This is a genomic window from Falsochrobactrum tianjinense (assembly GCF_019100495.1).
In the GTDB taxonomy this organism is placed as follows: Bacteria; Pseudomonadota; Alphaproteobacteria; order Rhizobiales; family Rhizobiaceae; genus Brucella; species Brucella tianjinense.
In genome coordinates this window covers 400,431-422,277 of sequence record NZ_JAHRVA010000001.1, presented here as the reverse complement: position 1 = coordinate 422,277, position 21,847 = coordinate 400,431, and the positions used below count along the sequence as shown (strand labels likewise).

Here is a 21,847-nt window from a genome sequence, read left to right as displayed (position 1 = left end):
GCTTGTGGTGATATTCAAACCGTTTGAATCGCAACGCACAATTGTTTCCCGGTATTAATGTTGCGTTATGTAACTTCAGGGCAATACAACCCTAACATACTGAAATTAAAAATAATACAACCCTGCACAAGACATTTCTGCATCAAGCGTTTCTACATCAGGCATTACGAAAATCAGCAGCGCATATCGCCTGAAACCGGGTCGCGCCATGCGCTGCATCCTACATGGCGACCGGAATGCCCTGCCCGGCGAGATTCAACTCTCGACCAGTTTGAGGCTTTTGTCGAAAACGCGCAAGACCCGCTCCAGCTCGTGGCCGCGCTTCATGATCAAGCCACTTGCCGCAATAACTGAATAGGCACCCTGTTTTTGTGTCAATTTCGGATTCTTTTCGATACGAAAAAGCGGAATTTCGCTTGCACGACGGAAGACGGAAAAGACAGCCCTGTCGCTTAAATGGTCGATGGCATAATCACGCCATGCACCCGATGCGACCATACGGCCATAGATATTGAGGATTTTTCCCAGCTCATGCCGGTTGAAGCTGACGACGGGCGAATCGGACCGCGATTGGCCGAGAGGAACCATTCGGGCCGTAACCGCCGAATGGGACGCCGTGTCCTCATTAGCGGCCTTCGGAGCTGCGCCTGATGTATCCATATCCTTCCTTCCGCTATCGGTGGAAGATGAACGGGTCCGGATATGCCAGAGCGCCGATCATTCGATTAATGACAATAAGGTGATGCTTTTATAAAATAAATTCAAGCTCGCTTGTCATTCATGGGGTCGAAACGGTAAATTAGAACCCCAATAAATTGGGGCCTCACTGTTCACGAAAAAAAACAGGCGTCCTCAATGGTGATTACCAGCCACATTTTCGCCTTGTCAACTTCGCATTCCAGCCCGATTATGGCTCCAGCATCTACGCGTTGCCTGAGACGGTTCGGTTCGGGTATGTCCGACCCCAAGCCCCCCGCCCAAAGGACTGCCCGAGCCGAACCTACCTTCCATCGTCCAGCACCGTCGTCGCCCAACCAGAACTTCATTTCCGCCTGACTGGAATCACACGCTTCAGTCTTAAAGCGTGTCGCGTTTAATTATACTCATATGACACGCTGTGACTTTTTGTTTTTACCCATGTCTTTATCGGAAAATCGGTTCCCACTTTTCCGTGACATGCTTCAGATCTGAATCAGAGACCTTCCTGGCCTTTTTCAGTGAAAAGAGCCGATCCGAGAATGGGGCCGAGGGAATTATCGCTGCGGTATTCCTGCAAGACGATTGCGCAGCCGGTAACGTCTTTCCGGTCGAGTTCAGAAACGGGAAGTTCGATTTTCATAGCCTCACCATCCCACATACCAATCGTGTTGATGTCACTCACCGTGTTGCGATAGGTCAGCGATTGTCCGGCGTTCTCGCCCTTGGTGATCGGAATTGTCACCGAATCGCGCAAATAGAACAGAACGACATGCACCGGCATTTGCGGCTTTTTGCCCGCTGCGATTTCAATGGAAAGGCGGCCATCGTCCGACCGCTGGATGGAAACCGGAACGTTGAGCTTGGCTGCTGCGAGATGCTCGTTGATTGCAGCCGTGTCGCCGCCATTCATTTCTGTCGCGCCATTGACGATGACCTGCGGTGTATAGACCATCTTGGTGTTGAAGGAATTGCGATAGGCATTCTGCCTGTCTGTCGCCTCTTGCGTTGCCAGCGTGTCGCGCCAGCCCATGTAATCCCAGTAATTGACGTGAAACGACAGCGCCAGCACATTAGGATCATCGGCATAGCCGGCTAAATTCCTGTCCGCTTGCGGGCAGGATTTGCAGCCCTGAGAGGTGTAAAGCTCAAGAACGGCGGTTCTGTTGCTGCCATCCTGCGCCTGGGCCGTACCTGTCATGGACAAAGAGCCTGTGAATGCCAGTCCCACAAGGGCGCAAACGCTACGCCAGCCGGAGAAAGCCTCCGGGCTATGCCAGGCATTTGTTCCATAAATGGGGTGTTGGATCATCGCGCTTCGTCATCCTGCAATAATTGATGCTGACATCTATTATGTATGAATTGCATCGATCAATAGGAATTCACGTTGCGGTGAGATTCAGTACAGATATGAAAAAGCCGCCGGATCACTCCGGCGGCCTTTCGATTTCGGGCTATCCTGTTTATCCGCTTTCGCGTTAAGCAGCCAGATCGCGCAGAACGGTCTGGAGGATACCGCCGTTCTTCATATAGTCGAGCTCGTCCAGCGTATCGATACGGCAGATGAGCGGAACCTTCTTCACTGAGCCATCGGCATAGGCGATGGAAGCGTCCACCCTCTGGCGCGGGCGCACATTGGCCAGTCCTTCGATGGTGACGATTTCGTCGCCCTTGAGGCCCAGCGTCTGCCAGCTTGTGCCTTCCTCGAAGACAAAAGGCACAATGCCCATGCCGACAAGGTTGGAACGATGGATACGCTCGAAGGATTGCGCAATGACCGCCTTGACGCCAAGCAGGTTGGTGCCCTTGGCCGCCCAGTCACGCGACGAACCGTTGCCATATTCCACGCCCGCAAAGACGACGAGCGGCACGCCTTCGGCCTTGTATTCCATGGCCGCGTCGTAGATCGACATCTCTTCCTTCGACGGATAGTGGATGGTGTAGCCGCCTTCGCGTCCGTTTTCGCCCAGCATGTGATTGCGGATACGGATATTTGCAAAAGTGCCGCGCATCATCACTTCATGGTTGCCGCGACGCGTGCCGTACTGGTTGAAGTCGGCAATGGCGACGCCATGGTCGAGAAGATATTTACCAGCAGGCGACTGTGCCTTAATGGAGCCGGCAGGCGAGATGTGGTCGGTGGTGATCTTGTCGCCAAAGAGGCCGAGAACGCGGGCACCCTTGACGTCTGCGATCGTACCGGCCGACTTGCCCATGCCCACGAAATAAGGCGGGTTCTGCACATAGGTCGAATCGTCGTCCCATGTATAGGTCTGGCCAGCAGGAACCTGCACAGCCTGCCAGTTTTCGTCGCCCTTGAATACATCCGCATATTTCTCGGAGAATATCTTGCGGGTGACGTTCTTCACGATGAAATCGTTGATTTCCTGAGATGAAGGCCAGATATCGCGCAGATAAACCGGATTGCCGTCCTGGTCTTCACCAAGCGGTTCCTTGGTCAGATCCTTGGTGACTGTACCTGCGAGAGCATGGGCCACGACGAGCGGCGGCGAAGCCAGATAGTTGGCCTGCACATCCGGCGAAACGCGACCCTCGAAGTTACGGTTGCCGGACAGAACGGCAGCGCCGATCAGGCCCTTTTCGTTGATCACCTTGGAAATCGGCGCAGCGAGCGGTCCAGAGTTACCAATACAGGTCGTGCAGCCGAAGCCAACCAGGTTGAAACCGAGCGCGTCGAGGTCCTTCTGAAGCCCCGCATCGCTGAGATAGGCGGCAACCACCTGCGAACCGGGAGCAAGCGAGGTCTTGACCCAGGGCTTGGTCTTGAGGCCCCTGGCGACCGCGTTACGGGCCAGAAGACCGGCTGCGATAAGCACACTCGGATTGGAGGTGTTGGTGCATGACGTGATGGCAGCAATCACCACATCGCCATGACCGAGGTCAAACTCCTCGCCCTCAACCGGATAGCGGGTGTTCTGACCAGAGGTCTTCTTGTACTCGGTTTCAAGCGAATCTGCGAAGCCCGAACCGATGTTTTCCAGCGGAATGCGGCCTTCCGGACGCTTCGGGCCAGCCATCGAAGGCACCACATCACCCATGTCGAGTTCGAGAACATCGGTGAAGACCGGGTCTGCTGATCCGCTCTCACGCCACATCCCCTGCGCACGGCAATAGGCTTCGACCAGCGCGATGCGATCTTCGTCACGGCCAGTGATGTGCATATAGGAAAGTGTTTCCTGATCGATTGGGAAGAAGCCGCAGGTCGCGCCATATTCCGGCGCCATATTGCCGATGGTGGCACGATCGGCCAGCGTCATATTATCGAGGCCAGCGCCGAAGAATTCGACGAACTTGCCGACGACGCCTTTCTTGCGCAACATCTGCGTGACAGTGAGCACGAGGTCGGTGGCGGTCACGCCTTCCTTGAGCTTGCCGGTCAGACGGAAGCCGATGACTTCCGGCAGCAGCATGGAAACCGGCTGTCCGAGCATGGCGGCTTCAGCTTCGATACCGCCGACGCCCCAGCCCAAAACGCCAAGGCCGTTGACCATGGTGGTGTGGGAATCGGTGCCGACGCAGGTGTCGGGATAGGCGACGGTTTCGCCGTTCTCTTCCTTGGTCCAGACGGCCTGAGCCAGATATTCAAGGTTGACCTGATGGCAGATGCCGGTGCCGGGCGGGACAACGCGGAAGTTCTTGAACGCCTGCTGGCCCCATTTGAGGAAGCGGTAGCGTTCGCCATTGCGCTGATATTCCAGATCGACATTGTTTTTGAATGCCCTCGGATTGCCGAAATCGTCGACAATGACAGAGTGGTCGATGACGAGATCGACCGGAACCAGCGGGTTGATCTTTTCCGGATCGCCGCCGAGAGCCTTAAGACCGTCGCGCATGGCAGCAAGATCAACCACGGCCGGAACGCCGGTGAAATCCTGCATCAGCACGCGCGCCGGACGATAGGCGATTTCAGCGCCAGCCCGGCCATGATCGGTCAGCCATTTGGCGACGTTCTCGATATCCGACTTCTTGACGGAGCGGTCGTCCTCGAAGCGGAGCAGATTCTCAAGCAGAACCTTCATCGAGAAAGGGAGTTTGGAGATGCCTTCCAGACCGTTCTTTTCGGCTTCGGTCAGGCTGTAATAGACATATTCCTTACCCCCTGCGGTGAGGGTTCTGCGGCATTTGAAACTGTCGATGTGAGACACGGGTTCGTCCTTCATGCTACTGGCCGGAAAACCAGGACGAACGCCTAGGCTAGCGTTTCAAGGACGCGCCAAGGTGCGGGTGCAGTCATTTCCGCTGTCCGTCCCGAAACTTAATGCCCGCAAAGGCGCCAAGTGTTTGAGATCGGCCAAAAATGGTTTCCACGCCGACCGCTGGCATGGTAGCTCTCATATAGAGAGTTTTCTAAAACGATTCCAGACTGAATCTTACGAATTCGTCGCCTTGCGGCGAAATGTTACGATAGTTCCGTTCGGGCGGTGCGAGAGACAGCCTGAAGCGGCTCAAGGAGAGAAAATGCGGCTTGAGGCCGAGAATCTGGCAGGCGAGCGCGGCGGCGAGAGGGTTTTCTCACCCCTCTCCTTCGATCTTTTTTCAGGTGAGGCCATGGTCGTCACCGGCCCGAACGGCTCGGGAAAGTCGACCCTGCTGCGAATCATCTGCGGCCTGCTCCAGCCGGAGACAGGCCGGGTGGAACTCACCGAAGACGGCGAAAATGTGCCGGTGCGTGAAGCCTGTCATTATCTTGGCCACCAGAACGCCATGAAACCCGCACTGAGCGTGCGCGAAAATCTCCTGTTCTGGCAAAAATTCAACGGTGCGGAAGCGCTCGAAATCGACGAGGCGCTGGAGGCGGTCGACCTGCCGGGCGTGGAACATCTGCCATTTGGCTATCTTTCCACCGGCCAGAAGCGTCGCGTTTCCATCGCCAAAATTCTGATCAGCCATCGCCCATTGTGGATCGTGGATGAGCCGACAGCCGGTCTCGACAAGGCGTCGGAAACCCGTTTTGCCGGATTGATGCGCGATCATATGCGCGAAGGCGGGATGATTGTCGCCGCCACGCATATTCCTTTGGGCCTCGACAATATCAAGACGCTCGACATGGCCGCCTGTTCCATCGAGGCTGCCTGATGCTGGCGCTGCTGCTTCGCGATATGCGGTTGAGCATCCGCGCTGGCGGCGGCGCGCTGGTCGGCATATTGTTCTTCCTTGCCGTGATTTCCGTCATGCCGTTCGGCGTCGGTCCCGATCTCAATCTTCTGGCGCGCATCGGCCCCGCCATGCTGTGGATTGGCGCGCTCCTGGCCACATTGCTTGGCCTCGACCGGCTATTTCAGGCCGACCGCGAGGACGGTTCGCTCGATCTTCTGCTGATCGGTGCGGAGCGGCATATGCTCCCCCTCACCATCTTCGTCAAATGCCTCGCCCACTGGCTGGCAAGCGTGCTGCCGCTGGTGATCGCATCGCCCATGCTGGGCCTGTTCATGAATATGGACGCAGTGGCGGTTGGCGCGACAATGCTGACGCTTCTGGTCGGCACCCCGGCCATCGCCTTTATCGGCGCGGTCGGGGCGGCACTGGCGGTAGCGTTGCCGCGCGGCGGCTTGCTCGTCTCGGTGATCGTGCTGCCGCTGACAATCCCGGTGCTGATTTTCGGTGTTTCAGCTTCTTATGGCGCAACCGACACTGTTGCGCCGTTTCTGGCACCTTTCCTTATTCTCGCCGCGCTGACATTGTTTTTCGCAGTTATGGGACCGCTTGCCGCAAGTGCGGCGCTTAAAGCGTCGGCGGATTGACGCAGTTGATTGCGATCAATTGAACGGCATATCCGGGCAAGGTAAGTATGGGGCCATGAAGAAGGAAATGACCAAAACCACAGGCAAACCCACGAGCTGGCTCGACCTTGCCAATCCTACGCGCTTTCTTGCCTTTGCGGGCAAGGTGCTGCCGTGGCTGGCCGGGCTTTCGGCGCTGTTTCTGGTTGTGGGCCTCTATATGGTCTTCCTCTCGCCCGACGATTACCAGCAGGGCATCACCGTGCGCATCATGTATATTCATGTGCCTTTCGCATGGCTTTCTATGATGTGCTATTCGATCATGGCCGTTTCCTCGCTCGGAACGCTGGTCTGGCGGCATCCGCTGGCCGATGTTTCCGTGCGTGCCGCAGCACCCTTGGGCGCTGTGTTCACCGCGCTGGCGCTCGCGACCGGGTCGCTCTGGGGCAAGCCCATGTGGGGAACATGGTGGGTGTGGGATGCGCGACTTACGTCCGTCTTCGTGCTTTTTCTGATGTATCTGGGCATTATCGCCCTGTCGCGCGCCATGGATGATCCCGCCAAAAGCGCAAAACCCGTGGCGATACTCACGCTCGTCGGTTTCATCAATGTTCCGATCATCAAGTTCTCGGTCGACTGGTGGAACACACTGCATCAGCCCGCTTCGGTTTTTCGCATGGACGGCCCCACCATCGACGCTTCCATGCTGCGCCCGCTGTTAGTGATGGCCATCGGCTTCACGCTGTTGTTCGTCACGCTGCACATGATGGCGATGCGCAATGAAATCTGGCGCCGCCGCGTGGCTTCCATGAAGAAGCTCGCCGCGCGCAATGCCGACCGCAGTCGTGCGACGACGCCAACGCAGGAGGAGAGCGCCGTATGAACCATCTCGGTTTCGTCATCGCCTCCTATGGTCTTACCGTGATCGTGCTTGCCATCATGATTGGCTGGATATTGCTCGACCAGCGCATACAGAAAAGTGAGATGAAACGGCTTGAAGCGCAGGGCGTGCGCCGCCGTTCAGCCAGACCATCGCGAAAGACCGCCCAATGACTGAAACAATGGAAAAACCCGCACCAAAGAAACGCGCTACGTGGATCGCCTTGCTGCCGCTTGCGATTTTTGTGGGGCTTGCCGCGATCTTCACCGTGCAGCTTCTTTCGGGCAAGGATAATTCCACCATCCCCTCGGCACTGATCGGCAAGCAGGTTCCGCAGACTGTGCTTGCGCCCGTCGAGGGCCTGTTGCGCGATGGCGCGCCTGTGCCCGGCCTTAACAATGCCGAGTTCAAGACAGGCCCGGGGGGCAAGCTGACGCTGGTCAATATCTGGGCGTCATGGTGTGCGCCGTGCCGTCAGGAGCATCCATTATTGATGGAACTCGCCAAGGATGAGCGCATCCGCGTGGTTGGCCTCAACTATAAGGACAGCCCCGAAAATGCCCGGCGCTTTCTGGGCGATCTGGGCAATCCCTATGTTGCGGTCGGTGCCGACCGCGCAGGCCGCTCTGCCATTGAATGGGGCGTCTATGGCGTGCCGGAAACCTTCCTCGTCGATCAGAATGGCAGGATCGTCTATAAGCATGTCGGGCCGTTTACGCCGCAATCGGTGCAAAACGATCTGATGCCAGCGGTGGCGAAGACATTGCAATAAAAACCCCGCCGAAGCGGGGCTTTATAATCGAATAATTTCCAATCAATCGGGCAGTTTTCTGACCGCACCCTTGGCGGCGCTGGTAGCCATGGCAGCATAGGCTTTCAGCGCCGTGGTAACCTTGCGCTTGCGCTCCTCCACCGGCTTCCAGCCGCTTGCATCCTGTTCGGCACGGCGTTCGGCCAAGGTCGCATCGTCCACGGCAAGATGGATTTTGCGATTGGGAATGTCGATATCGATGATATCGCCTTCGCGCACCAGCCCGATCGTGCCGCCTTCGGCTGCTTCCGGCGAGACGTGACCAATCGAGAGACCCGAAGAACCACCAGAAAAGCGTCCATCGGTGATCAGCGCACAGGCTTTGCCCAGCCCCTTCGACTTGAGATAGCTGGTCGGATAGAGCATTTCCTGCATACCGGGTCCGCCGCGCGGGCCTTCATAGCGGATCAGCACAATATCGCCCGGCTTGATCTTGCCGTTCAGAATGCCAAGAACCGCAGTGTCCTGGCTTTCAAAAATACGTGCGGGGCCGGAGAATTTGAGAATCGAATCATCGACGCCCGCCGTCTTCACGATGCAGCCATCCTCGGCCAGATTGCCGTAAAGCACGGCCAGACCGCCATCCTGGCTGAAGGCATGTTCCTTCGAGCGGATCACGCCCTTTTCGCGGTCGGCATCGACGCTGTCAAAGCGGCGTTCCTGACTGAAAGCCACCTGCGTCGGCACGCCGCCGGGGGCTGCACTGAAAAACTTATGGACCATTTCGCTCTTGGAACGGGTGACGTCCCACTGGTCGAGCGCATGGCCCAGCGTTTTGGAATGGACCGTCGGACGCGAAGTATCGAGCAGGCCCGCCTTATCGAGCTGGCCGAGAATGCCCATGATACCGCCCGCGCGATGCACGTCTTCCATATGAACATTGGCGATGGCAGGCGCGACCTTGCAAAGCACCGGCACACGGCGCGACAGGTGATCGATATCGGCCATGGTGAAATCGACTTCCGCTTCCTGCGCGGCGGCAAGCAGATGCAGCACCGTATTGGTCGAGCCGCCCATGGCGATATCGAGCGTCATGGCATTCTCGAAAGTCTCGAAAGTAACGATGGAACGCGGCAGCACATCTGGATCGTCCTGCTCGTAATAACGGCGCGCGAGATCAACGATCAGATGACCGGCCTCGACGAACAACCGCTTGCGGTCGGCATGTGTTGCCAGCGTCGAGCCATTGCCCGGCAGCGACAAGCCAAGCGCTTCGGTCAGGCAGTTCATCGAGTTTGCCGTGAACATGCCCGAGCACGAACCACAGGTCGGGCAAGCGGAGCGCTCGATCGCCTTGACCTGTTCGTCGCTATAGTGATCGTCGGCAGCGGCAACCATTGCGTCCACGAGATCAAGCTTCTTGACCTCATCGTCCCAGACGACCTTGCCTGCTTCCATCGGACCGCCCGAAACAAAGACGACCGGGATATTGAGACGCATAGCAGCCATCAACATGCCGGGGGTGATCTTGTCGCAATTGGAAATGCAGACCATCGCATCGGCGCAATGGGCATTGACCATATATTCGACCGAGTCGGCGATCAGCTCGCGCGAAGGCAGCGAATAGAGCATGCCGTCATGGCCCATGGCGATGCCGTCATCGACCGCGATGGTATTGAATTCCTTGGCGACACCGCCAGCGCTTTCGATTTCCCGCGCGACGAGCTGGCCCAGATCCTTGAGGTGCACATGGCCGGGCACGAACTGGGTGAATGAGTTCACCACCGCAATAATGGGCTTGCCGAAATCCTCATCCTTCATGCCGGTGGCGCGCCATAGGCCGCGCGCGCCAGCCATATTACGACCGTGGGTGGTTGTTCGCGAACGATAAGGAGGCATTTTCAAACCTTTTGGAAACTATCTAACCTTGTTGCCGGTATGCCAGAACCATTCGCCGCAGGCAAAGCGCAAATTGCCCCACATTGTCGACGAAAGAGCGGTTTTGCAGAATTGCGGTCAACGGAGAGGATTCCGGCGTGCGACAGCTTGCGCAGGCACCGACCCCGTCAACCTAGCATATTCATGATATAATGCAAAAGATTTTCCGGTTCAAACGTAACGAAATTTCTTTTATTCTTACGTTATGCTCGAAGAGAAAGCCGTTGCCAGGGTGCGTGTGAGCACATAGGGGGGAATAGGCTTCTGAAAAACCGGCATTTCCGGGTAGCGCGCCGCTATTCTCGCAGGTAGACCACCGCCGGTATGAATGACGACGAACACATTGCGGCTTTTCAAACGGTCGAGGATCGGCTCCAGGTCGCCATCAGCCAGATTGACATCAAGAATGGCAGCGTCGATATGCTGGTGGTTTATCAGATCGATTGCCTGCCGAACAGTACCGACCGGACCCACAACGGTCCCGTTGGCATCCTCAACCGTAGCGGCCACATCAAGGGCGACGAAGATTTCGTCTTCCACAACCAATACCCGCCTATGTTCAAGATCATCCATTATCGTTCCTGTTGCCACCCCGGACGCAGATTCAAGGATATCCGTTTGAGCGGTATCATGCAGTGAATGCACAGGACACAAAGAGGTTCCCGAAAGAGAAACGATAATCCATTATGGTAAATCAAACATTGACATATCGACCCACTTAAAGCGCGTCGCGTTTAATGATAATCATGCTTTAGAAAGCCGTAAAGGTCAGCGTAGTCAGGGAACGCACGATATGAGGGATGTTGAGCACATTTTCATTGATGAATTTGCCGATATCCTCCCCTTCCGCGATATAGATTTTCACCAGCAGGTCATATTCACCACTGGTGGAATACAGTTCCGATACGATCTCACGCTGGTAGAGGGCATCGGCCACTTCGTAGGTCTTGCCGGGGGTGCATTGCAATTGCAGAAAAACGGGCTTCATGTCTCTTCCTTTCGCGACAGGAGCGTAAATGGCCTGCCATGGACAGCATATGGGTCGTATCAGCAGGTTCAAGCATGGGCACACGGTGCAAATCAAGAGCGTCGGGAAAATCACGCTATCGATTATGGAGATAAATTCCCCGTGATGGTCGACAAGCCGACGCAAAAAGTATGTAAAAAGACTCTATCCTTAAAATTCACACCGAACGAGTTACCTGAAACCCCATGAAATTTCTATCCGCTTCGATCCTCTCTCCCTTCACCCCGTATCTGCTGACGCTGAGCGCTTTCACAATTCTTATCGCCGCCACGGGCGCGTCGATAGCCATGACGGCACTGGAAAAGGAGCAGTTGGAAAAGCTCGACCCCGCAACGCGTCTTGAACAGCGCTGCGATGTCGAGGCGATGGAACGGATCAGCCATGAGCAGAAAAAATTCTCGGTCGACAAGGTTCTTGCTTATGCTTTTTCCGATCCAGTGGCTGAAAAGAACAGCATCCGAGCCGACGGCGCTGCTTTTCGGAGCAACGACCACTGGTACAAACTCGCCTTCGTCTGCAAGACGGATAATGAACATATCAATATATATTCATTCCACTACAAGATCGGTGAGGAAGTACCCGAAAGCGAATGGGCCAACCATTACCTGGTACCATAATCGCCCCGCCACAGACATCGCGAAAGGGCGCGCCATCAGGGAAATAAAATCGAATTGAAAATTTTTAGAAGAATATTGCAACAAAATTGGCGGCGCTTCGTTATCATGGTGCTGGTCGAAAGACTGGTTGAGGCCCGGAACTAACTTGCCCCCGCAATCCCATTCCGGGCCTCATTTATTGCGATTTGACTGATTTTATTTTGCTTTATATTTTGCAATCACGCTTGGCCCGGCCGTTCCCATTCTCGCCTTATGAATAATTATCATTCGCACCTACGCGCTTGCTGCGCGACAACAGGAAATTTATTCTCTTCTGTCCCGTATTGCCGCGCAGAAAATTCGTACCCTTTTTAAATTATGGTAATGTTGGGTCATCTTGAAGAGCAATACCTCTGATACTGTTCGACCTGTAAAATACGGAGAGACAGTCATGAAGTTATCGAGACGCTCATTGATATTGGCGGCATTTTTGACAGTGCCGTCCATGATGGGGACCATTGCGGTCAGCCATGCGGATCAGGCGCTTCTGAATGTATCCTATGATCCGACTCGCGAACTCTACAAGGACTATAACGCCGCTTTCGCCAAGCACTGGAAGGACGAAACCGGAGAGACCGTCACCATCCGCATGTCGCATGGCGGATCGGGCAAGCAAGCCCGTTCGGTCATCGATGGGGTGAAGGCCGATGTCGTCACGCTGGCGCTTCAAAGCGATATCGACGCAATTGCGGCGCTCTCGGGCAAAATCGACAAGGACTGGCGCCAGCGCCTTCCCAACAATTCCTCGCCCTATACGTCCACGATCGTTTTTCTGGTGCGCAAAGGCAATCCGAAAGGGATCAGGGACTGGGGCGATCTTGTCAAGGAAGAGGTCGAGGTCATCACGCCCAATCCCAAGACTTCCGGCGGCGCACGCTGGAACTATCTCGCTGCCTGGGCCTGGGCGAACAAGGAATATGGCGGCGATGAACAGAAGATCAAAGACTATATAGCCGAACTGTTCCGCCATGTGCCGGTGCTCGACACGGGCGCGCGCGGTTCCACAACAACCTTCGTGCAGCGCCAGCTCGGCGACGTATTGCTGGCCTGGGAAAACGAAGCCTATCTTTCGATTACGGAATTCGGTGAAGATGCTTTCGATATCGTTGTGCCGCCGCAATCAATTCTTGCCGAACCGCCGGTGGCGCTGGTCGACAAGAACGCCGATGAGAAGGGGACGCGCAAAGTGGCGCAAGCCTATCTGGAATATCTCTATTCACCCGAAGGTCAGGCGCTGGCTGCCAAACATTTCTATCGCCCTTCCAAACCCGATGCCATCCCTGCAGGCCAGCAGCGTAAATTTCCGCAATTGTCGCTGGTGACGATCGATGATCCCATATTTGGCGGCTGGGCCAAGGCACAGCCCTATCATTTTGGCGATGGGGGAACTTTCGACCAGATTTACAAGCCGGGCAGATGATAGACTGGCCGGGCAGATAGGCTGACCACAACGCCGAAACCGGGAATAAACGACAAAGGGAACAACTATTGATGCCCTCACTCCCTGCACCGATCAGAGCAGGGTGGCATTTCAGAAAACCGAGCGTCATTCCGGGATTCGGACTGACGTTCGGTTTCAGTGTCGCCTATCTCACGCTTCTTATCCTCATTCCGCTCGCAACTTTGATCCTGCGCTCGACGGATGTCGGTCTGGCTGGCTTCTGGCGGCTCGCCACCGATGAGCGCACCCTGCGGGCGCTGGAAACCAGTTTCGGCACCGCCTTTCTTGCGGCGCTGGTCAATGTCGTGTTCGGCACTATTCTGGCATGGGTGCTGGTGCGCTACCGTTTTGCCGGGCGACGCTTCATCGATGCGATCGTGGATATTCCCTTCGCCTTGCCCACCGCTGTCGCCGGTATCGCGCTGGCATCGATCTATGCGCCCAATGGCTGGATCGGCAGTCTGCTTGCGCCGTTCGATATCCGCATCGCCTTTTCGCGCGCCGGTATCGTCGTGGCGCTGATCTTCATCGGCCTGCCTTTTGTGGTGCGCACGGTGCAACCCATTATCGAGGAAATCAGCCGCGAGGTGGAGGAAGCGGCAGCGACCCTTGGCGCAACGCGGTTCCAGACAATCTGGCGCGTGCTGCTGCCAAGCCTGCAACCCGCTATTCTCACCGGCTTCGCTCTGGCTTTCGCCCGTGGGATCGGCGAATACGGCTCGGTGATCTTCATTGCCGGCAATACGCCCTATGTGTCGGAAATCGCCCCGCTGCTGATTATCATCAAGCTCGAAGAATATGACTATGCCGGCGCCACGGCGCTGGCGACAATCATGCTGGTTCTTTCCTTCGCGATGCTGCTTTTCATCAATCTCTTTCAGTCATGGTCACGGCGGAGATATGCAGATGGCGAATGAGCAGCTCAACTCCGATCATGAGGCGATCACCGAAAGCCAGCCGACGCGCATCGCGCTCATCGCCATAGCGCTGGTTTTTCTGGGGCTTTTTCTGGTGATGCCGGTGGTCGCTGTCTTCGTGGAAGCCTTTCGCAAGGGGGTGGGCGAATATCTGGCGGCACTCGCGGAACCCGATGCCTGGGCCGCGATCAAGCTGACCCTGACGGTTACTTCCATCGCGGTGCCGGTCAATCTGGTCTTCGGCGTGGCAGCAGCGTGGGCCATCGCCAAATTCGAGTTCAAGGGCAAGGCGCTCCTGACGACGCTGATCGACCTGCCTTTTTCGGTGTCGCCTGTCATCTCAGGTCTTGTCTTCGTGCTGCTTTTTGCAAGCCACAGCCTGCTTGGGCCGTGGCTGTCAGGCCATGGTATCGAGATCCTGTTTGCGGTTCCCGGCATCGTGCTGGCAACCATGTTCGTGACTTTTCCCTTTGTCGCGCGCGAGCTTATCCCGCTCATGCAGGAGCAGGGAACCGGTGACGAGGAAGCGGCGATTTCGCTGGGCGCCAATGGCTGGCAGGTTTTCCGCTATGTCACCCTGCCCAATATCAAATGGGGCCTGCTTTACGGCGTCCTGCTTTGCAACGCCCGCGCGATGGGTGAGTTCGGCGCTGTTTCGGTGGTGTCGGGCCACATTCGCGGCCTCACCAACACGATGCCGCTGCATGTGGAAATTCTCTACAATGAATATAATTTCGTCGCTGCCTTTGCAGTAGCGTCGCTCCTGGCCTTTCTGGCTTTGGTGACGCTGGCGCTCAAGGCCATTCTTGAACGACGCTTTGGCGAGGAACTGGCCGCGGGTTCGGGGCTTTGACAGGAAGGATCTGGAATGGAAGTCAAGGTCGCTGGTGTGCGCAAGGAGTTTGCTCGCTTTCCGGCATTGCATAATGTGTCGCTGGATATTCGCTCAAGCGAACTGATCGCGCTTCTCGGCCCCTCGGGGTCGGGCAAAACGACATTGCTGCGGCTTATAGCGGGGCTGGAAACACCCACGGAAGGCGCGATTTATTTTGGCGATGAGGACGCTTCGCAAAAAAGCGTGCAGGAGCGTAATGTCGGCTTCGTGTTTCAGCATTATGCCCTGTTTCGCCACATGACGGTTGCCGACAATATCGGCTTCGGCCTCAAGGTGCGTCCGGGCAGGAGCCGTCCTGCCGCTGCCGAGATCCGCCGCCGCGCGCTGGAGCTGCTTGAGCTGGTGCAGATGAAGGGGCTGGAGAACCGCTATCCGTCGCAATTGTCGGGCGGCCAGCGCCAGCGCGTGGCGCTGGCCCGCGCCATGGCCATCGAACCCAGGGTCCTGCTGCTGGATGAGCCTTTCGGCGCGCTGGATGCGCAGGTGCGCAAGGAATTGCGCCGCTGGCTGCGGGAAATTCACGACAAGACCGGCCATACGACAGTTTTCGTCACGCATGATCAGGACGAAGCGCTTGAACTGGCTGACCGCGTGGTCGTCATGAGCCAGGGCCGTATCGAGCAGATCGGCACGCCGGACGAGGTTTACGACAAGCCCAACTCGCCCTTCGTCTATGGCTTTATCGGGGAATCGAGCACCCTGTCCGTCCGCGTCGAAAGTGGCGAGATATGGCTCGCCGACCGCAATGTCGGATTGAGAGCGGAAAATGAGCCCGATGGCGAAGCGCAGCTTTACTTTCGCCCGCACGATGTGGAGCTGCTTGACGGCTGCGGCGGCTGCATTGCAGGAACGGTCGTGGCCAGCCGTCGTTCGGGCGGCAAAAGACGGGTGGAACTGGAAATCGGCGGCGCGCGCGACCGCATAGAAATCGAAATCCCGGCCGAGCATCCCGCCTCGGAAAAAACCCGGATCGCCTTTCGTCCGCGCTATTGGCAGCTTTTCAACGGATCAGATAGCCCCTGACAGGGGCGCTCTGTCAGGATCGCTCGAACTGCCGCCATTGAGCGGCAGTTGCATCAGCACGGTATCGACCCAGCGGCCATGCTTGTAGCCCGACCCTTTTATGTTTCCGCAATGGATGAAGCCCAGGCTCTCATGTAATTTCACGGAGCCGATATTTCTCTCGCCATCGCCGATAACCGCGAGAAACTGCCGGAAGCCCAGCGCCGTAACGCGGGCAATCAGTTCGCGCAACAGGCGCTTGCCCACGCCTTTGCCTTTCGCCTCCGGGGCGACATAGACCGAATCTTCTGCAAGCCAGTTATAAGCAGGTCGGGCGCGAAAATGGCTTGCATAAGCATAACCCAGCACCTTGCCGTCCTCCTCGGCGACCAGAAGCGGAAACCCCTGTCTGACGAAATCATCGAACCGGCGTTTCATTTCTTCCAGCGTAGGCGGCTCGATCTCGTAGGAGCCTGCGCCATTCAGCACGGCTTCGGAATAGATTGCGGTAATGGCATCGATATCGGCGGAATGGTAATCACGTATGACAGGCATGAGAAACCGGGAATGTTATTGAGAAGGATCACAACATGCATCAGGAAGCATCCGCTTGAAAGCAAAAAGGGCAGCGAAAACGCTGCCCTTCATTCAATCCGTGTTCTCGCCGTTTATTCGCGGTTACCCATGAACTGAAGCAGGAACATGAACATGTTGATGAAGTCGAGATAGAGACGCAGCGCGCCCATCACGACCTTACGGCCCTGCGTATCCGAAGCGTCGCCTTCGTAATACATTTCCTTGATCGACTGCGTGTCATAGGCGGTCAGACCTGCAAAGATCAGAACACCCATCACCGAGATTGCGAACTGCAATGCGGTGGAGCCGAGGAAGATATTGACGACCGAGGCGATGATCAGGCCAAACAGACCCATCATCAGGAACGAACCCATGGCGGAGAGGTCGCGCTTGGTCGTATAACCATAGAGCGACAGCGCGCCGAAGGAAGCAGCCGTCACAAAGAAGGTGCGCACGATGCTCTGCCCCGTGAAGACGAGGAAGACCGATGACAGCGACAGACCGACGAGTGCGGCATAGCCCCAGAAGACCGCATTGGCGGTGGAAACCGAAAGGCGCTCAATACGGAAGCTCAGGAAGAATACTGCTGCCAGCGGCGCGAGCATGACGACCCAGCGAAGCGGAGACGTGTAAAGTGCAGCGCCAAGCGCGGTAATCATTTTGCCGTTAGGAAGCTGGGCAACGGCAGCGGATGGGTCCGTGGTCGTTGCGAGAGCAGCAATGGCGAAGGCGGCAAGGCCGGTAACGGCCAAACCGATAGCCATCATATTGTAGACGCCCAGCATATAGCTGCGCAGATCCTGATCGATGTCGGCACCAACACGAGTACCGTCTACGGGCCTCTGCGCCTGAATGTTTCGATAGTCAGCCATGACTTAAATCCTCTTGCGTTGTCCCGTCCGGTGTCGGGGCGCTTTCTTCTTGGTTCCGGCGCACCTGATCCGAAAACCTTCGGACTTTCAAGATACGCTTCAAGCCGCCACCAGGCGCCGCTGGCGGGACCCCAGCATGCCTGTGGGTATTATGGGGGTTTCAGTTCATTCGTACAAGTACTACCTGTAAAAAATCGTGACGCAAAAGCTTGAAAACACAAACGCATTCCCCATGCGTTCCAATGGGTTAACCTTTTCGCTGCCACGTCATTACAAATGTTTCATACAGTGCGCAGCACGGCTGCCGGTTTTTGCCCCAATACCCGCCATGTTCCGGCCAGACCGAACCCGACAGTGAGCAGCAACGCAACCACGATGGTCATCAATGCCACATCAGGCAGGAACTGCGCCTTGAGCTTCATGATTTCCGCCACGACATACCAGCCTGCAACCCCGCCAGCGATAAGCGCGAAGACCGCCGTCGCAAGCCCAAGCAGCATGTATTCGGCTACATAAGCGGTGATCAGTGTGCGGCGCGTGGCGCCAAGCGTCTTGAGCACCACTGCGTCGTGAACACGGGCGCGATTGCCCGCCGCCAGCGCCCCCCCAAGCACCAGAACGGAAGCGGCGAGCGCAATTGCCGCCGCCGCGCGAATGGCGGTCGCAAGCTGGCTGATGAGATCATTGGCCACGTCCAGCGCATCGGTGACGCTCACCGTCGTCACGGCGGGCCATGTTTTCGTCACCTGCCGCAGCACATCAGGCGCGAGGTTCTTCTGGCCATCGGGAATGGTCAGCGTCGCAAGCCATGTAGCGGGCGCACCGGCAAAACTGCTGGGCGAGAAGACCATCACGAAATTCATCGCCAGCGTTTCCCATTGCACCTGCCGGAAGCTCGCAATTTTCGCGGTAATATTACGCCCAAGCACGTTGACCGTCACCCGGTCGCCGAGCTTCAATCCCAGTTCCTTGCCCTCGCGCTCGGAAAAGGACACCAGTGGCTCGCCGCTATAATCGGCAGGCCACCACGCACCCTCGGTCAGGGTCGAGTTTTCCGGCACATCTTGCGCGAAGGTAATGCCGCGATCGCCGCGCAGAACCCATGCTGCTTCCGGCGGGATGGTCATTTCGCGCACATTCTGGTCATTGAAGGCCACGATGCGTCCGCGCAGCATCGGGCCGGAAGTAAGCTTGCCATCGGGCACGATGCCGCTGACCAGCTTGGTGAAATCGCCAATATCGTTACTCTGGATATCGACAAAGAAGAAATCCGGCGCTTGTGCGGGAATATTCTGCGTCACCTGGCGGCGCAGATTGCCATCGATCAGCGCCAGCGCCACCATCAGCGTCAGGCCGAGACCGAGCGAGAGAACCACTGAAGGCGTGAGTGCGCCCGGACGGTGAATATTGCCGATGGCAAGCCTGAGTGGTGTCGAACGCACACGCGGCGCACGGCGGGCAAGCCAGCCTATGCCATCGGCCACCAGCCGCAGCACGCCAAAAGCGGCGATGGCCGCGACGATGAAGATCGCAGCGGTACGCCGGTCATAGGCGACGTAAAGCGCAAGCCCGGCGAGTGCGGCAATCAGGAGGATGGCAAGGCCGAGATAGAGGAAGGGCGGCAGGCCGCGCTGTTCAAAACCCTGCTCGCGGAAAAGCGCGGTCGCCGGAATATTGCGCGCCCGGCCAAGCGGGATGATGGCAAAGGCGAGCGTCGTGACAAGGCCGAAAACTGCAGCCAGCACCAGCGCGCCGGGAAAGAAGCCGCCGCCATCGACCACCGGCAGATAATTGGCGAGCGCAATGGCAGCAGCATAAGGCATGATCGCCGCCAGCACGAGACCTATGGCGATGCCGATGACGCCGATGACCATGATCTGCGTGAGGTAAACCAGCACCGCGAAACCCGCTGGCGCGCCAAGCGATTTGAAGGTCGCAATCACGCCGCGCTTGCCGTCGAGATAGGCTCGCACCGCATTGCCGACGCCGACGCCGCCAACGATCAACGCCGTCAATCCCACCAGGGTCAGGAATTGCGAAAAACGCTCGATATTGGCACTCAAGGCCGGTGCGGCATTGGCACGCGAGCGGATGTTCCAGCCCGCATCGGGAAAGTCGGCTGTCGCCCGCCGCCGCACCTGGGCTATGGCGGAGTCGGGCGCATTATCGGGCAGGGCGACTTTATAGATATGGTCGACAAGGCTTCCCGGCTGGATCAGGCCGGACGCGCGCAATCCGTCCAGAGAAACCAGAAAACGCGGCGCGAAATTAAAGCCCGACGACAGGAGATCCGGCTCGCTTTCGATCAATGCGCGCAGTTCATAAGTTTCCGAACCGAGCAATATTTTCGCGCCGAGCGAAAGCCCCATGCGGTTGAGAAAATCCTGTGAAACGGCAGCGCCATAGACGCCATCCTTTTCGCCGGTCATATCGGCAAGCGTCTGCTGCGGCCCGACTTTCAATTCACCATAGAGCGGGTAGGCCGCATCGACCGCCTTCACCTCGACCAGCGACTGGTCGGAGCCATCGGGCAGGCGCGCCATGGAGCGCATGGTGGCGCTTTGCGCTACGCGGCCCAGACTTTCGATGAAAGCGCGTTCGTCACTGGTCGCTTCACGCTGGTTGAGCGCGAAACTGACATCGCCGCCCAGAATGGCCTGGCCTTCCGATGTGATGCCGTTGCTGACCGAGTTTGCTACCGAATTGACGCCGCCAATGGCGGCCACCCCCAGCGCGATACAGGCAAGAAAAATATAGAAGCCGGACAGGCCGCCGCGCATTTCACGCAAGGCAAAACGCAGGGCGAGAGCAAAAGATCGCATCGGACTCATGCGCCTGCCGCCAGTTTCTTGATGGCAGCGCCGGTCTGATCCGTTTCTTCAATCCGGCCCGAGCGCACCGGAATTTCGCGGTCACAACGCGCCGCGAGCGAGGGATCGTGGGTGACGAGCACCATGGTCAGGCCGTTCTCGCGCTGCTTGGCGAAGAGAAGATCGGCGATCTGGCCGCCCGTTACCGTATCGAGATTGCCGGTGGGTTCATCGGCAATCAGAATTTTGGGCGAAGGCGCTATTGCGCGCGCAATCGCCACACGCTGCTGCTCGCCGCCCGAAAGCTCGGAAGGATAATGCGTCAGGCGTTCGCCAAGGCCCACCGCGCGCAATTCGCGTTCTGCCGCGTCAAATGCATCCCTGCGCCCGGCAAGTTCCAGTGGAACTGCCACATTTTCCAGCGCCGTCATATTGGGAATGAGATGGAAGGACTGAAACACGATCCCGATATTCGCACCGCGAAAAGCAGCGGCCTGATCTTCGCTCATCGCGCTGATCGTCTCGCCGGCAATCTTCACAATGCCGTTATCGACATGCTCCAGACCCGCCAGCACCATCAGGAGCGTGGACTTGCCGGAACCGGAAGGCCCAACCACGCCAACCGACTGGCCTTGCTCGATATTGAGGGATATGTCCCTGAGCACATGGACCGAGGAGGCTGCGTGCCCCAGCGTCAGATCGACATTCTCAAGAGAAATAATCGGGGCGAGCCTGTGTTCCGTCACGCGTTTTTCTTCCTATATGAATATTTAGAATCAGAGCACGCCACAAATTTGGACTTGTTTTGCGTCGATTATCGCACAGAAGTTGCTGAGCGGTTTGCCCGCAGTTCCTCAAATATGGGTTATCGAAGATGCGTTTCAAACTCTCAACTCCCAAACCGACCTTGCTGCACCTGCTTAGCCTGTCCTTATTCGTGCTTTTTGTTGCGGCCGCAGGTGCGCGGGCGGAAGATCCGACGGGACTTGAAGACGCGCTGCCCACCGAGCAGCTCTCGCAGATGAAGATCGTCGGCTTTGGCGACAGTCTCATGGCCGGCTATCTTCTGCCCGCCAATGCTGCCTTTCCGCAACAGCTTGAAAAAGCGCTCAACGATAAGGGGTACGAGGTCAGTGTCGAGAATGCCGGCGTTTCCGGCGACACGACGACTGGCGGGCTGTCGCGCCTCGACTGGTCGATCCCTGATGGCACCGATCTCGTGATTCTCGAACTGGGCGCCAATGATGCGCTGCGCGGCATTTCACCCGATATTACTGAAAAGAACCTCGACACTATGCTGGCGCGGCTGAAGGAGCGCGGCATTGCCGTCATTCTTGCCGGGATGCTGGCCCCGCCCAATATGGGTCAGGATTATGCCAACAGGTTCAATCCGGTCTATCCGGAACTCGCACAAAAACATGGGGTGCCATTCTATCCGTTTTTTCTTGAGGGCGTCGCCACGCACAAGGGGCTTCTGCTTGAAGACGGAATGCATCCCAACGAAAAAGGCGTCGAAACGATTGTGTCCAATTTCATGCCCACAATCGAGAAAAGCCTGAAACAGGTGCAAAACAAGGGGACATCGGGAGGCTGAAACCGCTCGGGGACATTATCAGCTTGCCCCCGACACCAATCGATGATTCGC

The 21,847-nt window shown here is 57.1% G+C and carries 21 protein-coding genes; 11 read left to right on the top strand and 10 right to left on the bottom strand.

Features of this window, described 5'->3' with window-relative positions; genetic code table 11:
* Positions 1–255 precede the first annotated feature (255 nt).
* The 3 genes from KUG47_RS02010 to acnA form a co-directional block, all read right to left on the bottom strand.
* A complete protein-coding gene (locus tag KUG47_RS02010) occupies positions 256–660 on the bottom strand; it encodes a DUF2794 domain-containing protein (RefSeq protein WP_217676283.1) in 405 nt (134 codons plus the stop codon).
* Between the two features lie 532 nt (positions 661–1,192).
* The gene (locus KUG47_RS02005; RefSeq protein ID WP_217676948.1) at positions 1,193–1,927 is read right to left on the bottom strand and encodes a DUF1223 domain-containing protein; all 735 of its coding nucleotides are present in this window, start codon (positions 1,925–1,927) and stop codon (positions 1,193–1,195) included.
* Between the two features lie 247 nt (positions 1,928–2,174).
* Positions 2,175–4,862: an aconitate hydratase AcnA gene (gene acnA, locus KUG47_RS02000; protein WP_217676947.1), complete on the bottom strand. Its 2,688-nt coding sequence runs from the start codon at positions 4,860–4,862 to the stop codon at positions 2,175–2,177.
* A gap of 313 nt (positions 4,863–5,175) precedes the next feature.
* On the opposite strand from acnA, the gene ccmA reads away from it, so the two are divergent.
* The 5 genes from ccmA to KUG47_RS01975 all read left to right on the top strand — a co-directional run bounded on the left by ccmA (position 5,176) and on the right by KUG47_RS01975 (position 8,089).
* Entirely contained in the window at positions 5,176–5,793 is a 618-nt protein-coding gene (gene ccmA / locus KUG47_RS01995) for a heme ABC exporter ATP-binding protein CcmA (RefSeq protein WP_217676282.1), read from the top strand.
* Complete coding sequence (ccmB, locus tag KUG47_RS01990) at positions 5,793–6,458, top strand: heme exporter protein CcmB (RefSeq protein ID WP_217676281.1); 666 nt, start codon at positions 5,793–5,795, stop codon at positions 6,456–6,458. Before ccmA ends, ccmB begins: the two co-directional genes overlap by 1 nt.
* Before the next feature lie 67 nt (positions 6,459–6,525).
* Positions 6,526–7,320: a heme ABC transporter permease gene (locus tag KUG47_RS01985; RefSeq protein ID WP_217676280.1), complete on the top strand. Its 795-nt coding sequence runs from the start codon at positions 6,526–6,528 to the stop codon at positions 7,318–7,320.
* Positions 7,317–7,490: a heme exporter protein CcmD gene (gene ccmD, locus KUG47_RS01980; protein ID WP_217676279.1), complete on the top strand. Its 174-nt coding sequence runs from the start codon at positions 7,317–7,319 to the stop codon at positions 7,488–7,490. Before KUG47_RS01985 ends, ccmD begins: the two co-directional genes overlap by 4 nt.
* Positions 7,487–8,089, top strand: a complete 603-nt coding sequence (locus KUG47_RS01975) for a DsbE family thiol:disulfide interchange protein (protein ID WP_217676278.1) — start codon at positions 7,487–7,489, stop codon at positions 8,087–8,089. Before ccmD ends, KUG47_RS01975 begins: the two co-directional genes overlap by 4 nt.
* A 42-nt stretch (positions 8,090–8,131) precedes the next feature.
* Here the strand turns inward: KUG47_RS01975 and ilvD are convergent, their stop codons facing one another.
* The 3 genes from ilvD to KUG47_RS01960 all read right to left on the bottom strand — a co-directional run bounded on the left by ilvD (position 8,132) and on the right by KUG47_RS01960 (position 10,994).
* Entirely contained in the window at positions 8,132–9,967 is a 1,836-nt protein-coding gene (gene ilvD / locus KUG47_RS01970) for a dihydroxy-acid dehydratase (protein ID WP_217676277.1), read from the bottom strand.
* Between the two features lie 237 nt (positions 9,968–10,204).
* A complete protein-coding gene (locus KUG47_RS01965; protein WP_217676276.1) occupies positions 10,205–10,579 on the bottom strand; it encodes a response regulator in 375 nt (124 codons plus the stop codon).
* Between the two features lie 178 nt (positions 10,580–10,757).
* The gene (locus KUG47_RS01960; RefSeq protein WP_217676275.1) at positions 10,758–10,994 is read right to left on the bottom strand and encodes an Lrp/AsnC ligand binding domain-containing protein; all 237 of its coding nucleotides are present in this window, start codon (positions 10,992–10,994) and stop codon (positions 10,758–10,760) included.
* Positions 10,995–11,218: 224 nt separating this feature from the next.
* Here KUG47_RS01960 and KUG47_RS01955 point away from each other — a divergent pair, with 224 nt between their 5' ends.
* The 5 genes from KUG47_RS01955 (at position 11,219) to KUG47_RS01935 (ending at position 15,965) form a co-directional block, all read left to right on the top strand.
* The gene (locus KUG47_RS01955; protein ID WP_217676274.1) at positions 11,219–11,650 is read left to right on the top strand and encodes a DUF930 domain-containing protein; all 432 of its coding nucleotides are present in this window, start codon (positions 11,219–11,221) and stop codon (positions 11,648–11,650) included.
* A gap of 430 nt (positions 11,651–12,080) precedes the next feature.
* The gene (locus tag KUG47_RS01950; protein WP_217676273.1) at positions 12,081–13,109 is read left to right on the top strand and encodes a sulfate ABC transporter substrate-binding protein; all 1,029 of its coding nucleotides are present in this window, start codon (positions 12,081–12,083) and stop codon (positions 13,107–13,109) included.
* A 71-nt stretch (positions 13,110–13,180) separates the two neighbouring features.
* Positions 13,181–14,047, top strand: a complete 867-nt coding sequence (gene cysT / locus KUG47_RS01945) for a sulfate ABC transporter permease subunit CysT (RefSeq protein ID WP_217676272.1) — start codon at positions 13,181–13,183, stop codon at positions 14,045–14,047.
* On the top strand, positions 14,037–14,900 hold the full coding sequence (cysW, locus tag KUG47_RS01940) for a sulfate ABC transporter permease subunit CysW (RefSeq protein WP_217676271.1): 864 nt from the start codon (positions 14,037–14,039) through the stop codon (positions 14,898–14,900). Before cysT ends, cysW begins: the two co-directional genes overlap by 11 nt.
* Positions 14,901–14,915: 15 nt before the next feature.
* Positions 14,916–15,965: a sulfate/molybdate ABC transporter ATP-binding protein gene (locus KUG47_RS01935; RefSeq protein ID WP_217676270.1), complete on the top strand. Its 1,050-nt coding sequence runs from the start codon at positions 14,916–14,918 to the stop codon at positions 15,963–15,965.
* Here KUG47_RS01935 and KUG47_RS01930 read toward each other — a convergent pair.
* From KUG47_RS01930 to KUG47_RS01915, 4 genes are all read right to left on the bottom strand, one after another.
* Complete coding sequence (locus KUG47_RS01930; RefSeq protein WP_217676269.1) at positions 15,951–16,499, bottom strand: GNAT family N-acetyltransferase; 549 nt, start codon at positions 16,497–16,499, stop codon at positions 15,951–15,953. The two genes, KUG47_RS01935 and KUG47_RS01930, sit on opposite strands and share 15 nt — an antisense overlap.
* A gap of 113 nt (positions 16,500–16,612) precedes the next feature.
* Positions 16,613–17,392, bottom strand: a complete 780-nt coding sequence (locus KUG47_RS01925; RefSeq protein WP_217676268.1) for a Bax inhibitor-1/YccA family protein — start codon at positions 17,390–17,392, stop codon at positions 16,613–16,615.
* Between the two features lie 281 nt (positions 17,393–17,673).
* The gene (locus KUG47_RS01920; RefSeq protein WP_217676267.1) at positions 17,674–20,223 is read right to left on the bottom strand and encodes an ABC transporter permease; all 2,550 of its coding nucleotides are present in this window, start codon (positions 20,221–20,223) and stop codon (positions 17,674–17,676) included.
* Positions 20,220–20,948, bottom strand: a complete 729-nt coding sequence (locus KUG47_RS01915; RefSeq protein WP_217676266.1) for an ABC transporter ATP-binding protein — start codon at positions 20,946–20,948, stop codon at positions 20,220–20,222. The genes KUG47_RS01920 and KUG47_RS01915 overlap by 4 nt, the downstream gene beginning before the upstream one ends.
* A 128-nt stretch (positions 20,949–21,076) precedes the next feature.
* On the opposite strand from KUG47_RS01915, the gene KUG47_RS01910 reads away from it, so the two are divergent.
* On the top strand, positions 21,077–21,796 hold the full coding sequence (locus KUG47_RS01910; protein ID WP_217676265.1) for an arylesterase: 720 nt from the start codon (positions 21,077–21,079) through the stop codon (positions 21,794–21,796).
* Positions 21,797–21,847: the final 51 nt, after the last annotated feature.